Source organism: Bradyrhizobium sp., assembly GCF_019244115.1.
In the GTDB taxonomy this organism is placed as follows: Bacteria; Pseudomonadota; Alphaproteobacteria; order Rhizobiales; family Xanthobacteraceae; genus Bradyrhizobium.
Genome location: NZ_JAFATE010000550.1, coordinates 1 through 3432 on the forward strand (window position 1 = coordinate 1; position 3432 = coordinate 3432).

General features: G+C 65.6%; 5 protein-coding genes. 1 reads left to right on the forward strand and 4 read right to left on the reverse strand.

Features of this window, described 5'->3' with window-relative positions:
• From JOZ76_RS24290 to JOZ76_RS24305, 4 genes are all read right to left on the reverse strand, one after another.
• Positions 1-295: SDR family NAD(P)-dependent oxidoreductase (locus JOZ76_RS24290; RefSeq protein ID WP_291702789.1), on the reverse strand; the 295-nt coding region annotated here is incomplete at its 3' end.
• 130 nt (positions 296-425) lie between these two features.
• Entirely contained in the window at positions 426-1361 is a 936-nt protein-coding gene (locus JOZ76_RS24295) for a LysR family transcriptional regulator (protein WP_291702791.1), read from the reverse strand.
• A 25-nt stretch (positions 1362-1386) separates the two neighbouring features.
• Positions 1387-1926 (reverse strand): gamma-glutamyltransferase, encoded by a 540-nt coding sequence (locus tag JOZ76_RS24300; protein WP_291702799.1) that lies wholly within the window; start codon positions 1924-1926, stop codon positions 1387-1389.
• A 46-nt stretch (positions 1927-1972) separates the two neighbouring features.
• The gene (locus JOZ76_RS24305; protein ID WP_291702801.1) at positions 1973-2860 is read right to left on the reverse strand and encodes an MBL fold metallo-hydrolase; all 888 of its coding nucleotides are present in this window, start codon (positions 2858-2860) and stop codon (positions 1973-1975) included.
• Between the two features lie 119 nt (positions 2861-2979).
• Here JOZ76_RS24305 and JOZ76_RS24310 point away from each other — a divergent pair.
• Positions 2980-3432: CocE/NonD family hydrolase (locus tag JOZ76_RS24310; protein WP_291702803.1), on the forward strand; the 453-nt coding region annotated here is incomplete at its 3' end.

The following is a 3432-nucleotide window of genomic DNA, read 5'->3' on the forward strand; positions in this document are numbered from 1 at the left end:
CGAGCACGTCCACTCGCCCCCATTCCGCACGCAGGCGGGCAGCGAATTCACCGCACCGGTTCTCGTCGCTCACATCAAGGCTTGCGGTGGAAAGCAGGTTCGATGACGGATGCGCCCGCTGCAGCGCGGCGAGGGCGTCGTGGTCGCGGTCGGTTGCAAAGACCCTTGCTCCCCGACCGAGCAAGCGACCCGTCACGGCGCTGCCAATACCGCCGGCCGCACCGGTGATGACGACCGACTGGCCGGTAAGCTCTGGCCGTGGCGCGGTTTCCATCTCGTGACGGACGACCGACACCGACGAGATTTCAATTGCTTTGTTCGCGCTGCTTTGCGTTCATTTTTAGCAACAAGCGCCGACGGTGCGGCGTCGCCGGCAGGGCGACCGCACATCGCTCGTCACCCGCTTCGTACCGCCGCCATCCCCGCTAATCGCGCGCTTGGCGAAGCTCCTTGGCGACAGCCAAGAACTGTTGCAGCACCGGTGATTCATTTTGCCGACGCCAGAGCAAATTCAGGCGAAAGGGCGGCACCGGAGCACGCAACGGGCGTGTTCGACACAGGGGAGCTAGCCCTTGCACGAGCACTTCCGGCAGCAGTGCAACTCCATAGCCAGCCGCGACCATACCCAGCAGGTTGGGCACGCCCTCCACCGGGTGCGTGGCGGCCGGGGTGAAACCAACGGCGCGGCAGGTGACCTCCAGCCGCTCGTCGTAGCCGGGAGAGTAATTCTGCGCAGGGATCAAGACGGTGTCGTCAGCCAGGGCGTGCAGGTCCAACGTATCCGATTTGTGATCGTTGTTTGCTTGAGGATGGCCGGGCGGCAGCACCGCGACCATTGGGCAGGCAAAGAGCGGCTGGGTTTGGAACTGCCGGTCGCGCGGCACGGAAAGGTTTGGATAGATGCCTACATGGACATGGCCGTCGCGCAGCGCGGTCAGTTGCGCGGCGCGTTCCATCTCCACCAAGAACACTTCCACGTGCGGATGCCGCGCGCGAAAGGCTTGGAGCAGCGGAGGCAAGGCTGCGACCGAAAGCGCCGCGATGCCGGCCACTTTGAGCCGGCCGCGTGTCCCGCTGGCCGCCTCGCGGGCGTGGCGCAAGGTCTCGTCCGCCGTCGCCAACGCCCGGCGCGCGTCGGCCAAGAACGTTTGTCCCACGTCTGTTAACGCGACCTGGCGGTTGCGGTCGCGCTCCAGCAGGCGCATGCCGGCTTCTTCTTCCAGCGCCCTGATCATGCGGCTGAGCGGTGCCTGGCTCAGGCGCAGCCGCTTGGCCGCTTGGTTGAACGAGAGTTCCTCGGCGACAGCAACGAAGGCGCGAAGATGACGTAACTCCATGAAACAAAGATCGGCAAAGACCAAGCGGACGCGCGTGCGGTTGCCGCGATCACCTGTTTCGACGGACCTTCGCGCCTTTGATTTGGCACGCGTGATCGGCTGAGATTCGAGCGTCAACCCACCCACTTTCGGGTCGGAACAAGAATGAACCGTAAGTTGTCGACCGCCGCGAGGTCGCGCCGGGTGATGCAGCCGCCGGCTCCAGGGCGTCGCCGAGACCCTTCCTGCCGTGGGCCGCAATCAGCTCGGCCCACCCCGCGAGGTTGCAGGGGACGCCGCAGCTGAACGCGCCGCGGTTGAGTTGGCCGATTCTCGTGAAGCGGTCCGAGGGAAAGTCGAAGGGGACGTGGCCGATGAAATCGAGCACCCTCACCTGCCGTTCGGACGCAATCCAGCAGGTGGCCACGCCCATGCCCGCGAGACCTGACATCGCGGGCTCCACAACGCCGAGCGCGGCGGCCACGGCGACGGCGTCGTCGAACGCGTTGCCGCCATCCGCCAGCAGCTGCGCCCCCGCCTGGGCGGCGAGGGGATGGCCGGCGGCCACCATGCCGTGCAGCGCTTTGACGGAGGTTCGTTCGCCGTTCATGCGGTCATCTCCGATGGTTGTGCGAAGGCTCGGTGTCGCCGCGGGCTCAGGCGAAGCGCCAGGCGAACCCCTCGGGGGTGCGCGAGACGCTTCCCGCGCTTGATCCCGGGAAGTGGGGGGTGAAGACCAGAGCCCCGGTTTCCACCGCGTGGTTCAGCGCCCAGCGACGCGACGCTCGGCCCTTGTCGTGATCCTCGCTGAATACGGAGCTCCACTCCGGCCTAGCTATCTGGATGGGGTGGTGCATGACGTCGCCCGAGAAGAAGCCGTAATCCGCGCCGGACGAGAGGCCGATGGACATGTGCCCGGAACAATGGCCCGGCGTCGGATGGAACATGAAGCCGTCGAGCGCCGTGCCGCCCTCGGGGCCGATCACCGAGACTCGGCCCGCCTCCAGCACGGGGAGGACGCTGTCGAAGTACGGTGCCGTCTTCGGGGAGTCGGCACCCTCCTTCTCCACCCGCTCGGCCCAGCGGTCGAGCTCCCGCTGGGGCAGGATGGTGCGGGCGTTGGGGAAGGTCGGCTCCCAGCGCCCGTCCGTCAGCCGCGTGTTCCAGCCGATGTGGTCCGAATGCAAGTGCGTGTGCAATACGTAGTCGACCGCCTCCGGCCTGACACCGAGCTCGGCGAGCCGTTCGAGGAAGGGCTCGCGCAAGCTGTCGAATGGGGGAATCGAGCGCTTCTTGTCGTTGCCGACCGCGGTGTCCACAAGCAACGTGTGGTCTGGCGTCTGCACAAGCCACGCATGGGTGCTGATCACCACATGAGTGTGAGCCTCGTCCAGATAGGTAGGGACCATCCACTCTTCGAAGCAAGCGGTGAGCTCAGGCTTCCATTCCGGGATGAGTTCGGTCGTCTTGAAATCATGAAGCAGCAGCTCCGAGACACGGGTAACTGTGGCGTCGCCGACCCGGTACGCTTGTGGCTTTTTCATCCTTGTCATTCTCCTTTTGCCGCAGCAGGAATCTGGCCGCGATCGTCGCGGCGGGGTCGGTGGCGAGGTTGGACTCAGATGGTTTGACTTTACCGTAAAGTCAAGGCCAACATGGCTGAATGGTTCAGACCGACGGGCAGACCCGCCTGGAGCACAGGCTGGGAATGCGCATCATCTGGGATGCGCCGATCACGATGGACGACGGCGTGGTGTTGCGCGCCGACATCTTCCTGCCGAAAGAGGAGGGGCGCTACCCGGCGATCGTCGCCTCCGGTCCGTACGGCAAGGGTTTGTCGTTCCAGCAGGGCTACAAGGGCAGCTGGGACAAGATGGTGGCCGCCTATCCGGACATCGAGCAGGGCACCACCTCCTCCTTTCAGGTCTGGGAGCTCGTCGACCCCGAAAAGTGGGTTCCCGACGGCTATGCCTGTGTCCGCATCGACGGACGCGGGTCCGGGCGCAGCCCCGGCAAGCTCGACCTGCTGTCGCCGCGCGAGATCAAGGATTTCCACGACTCGATCGAGTGGGTGGCGGCGCAGCCCTGGTGCAACGGCAAGGTCGGGCTGAACGGC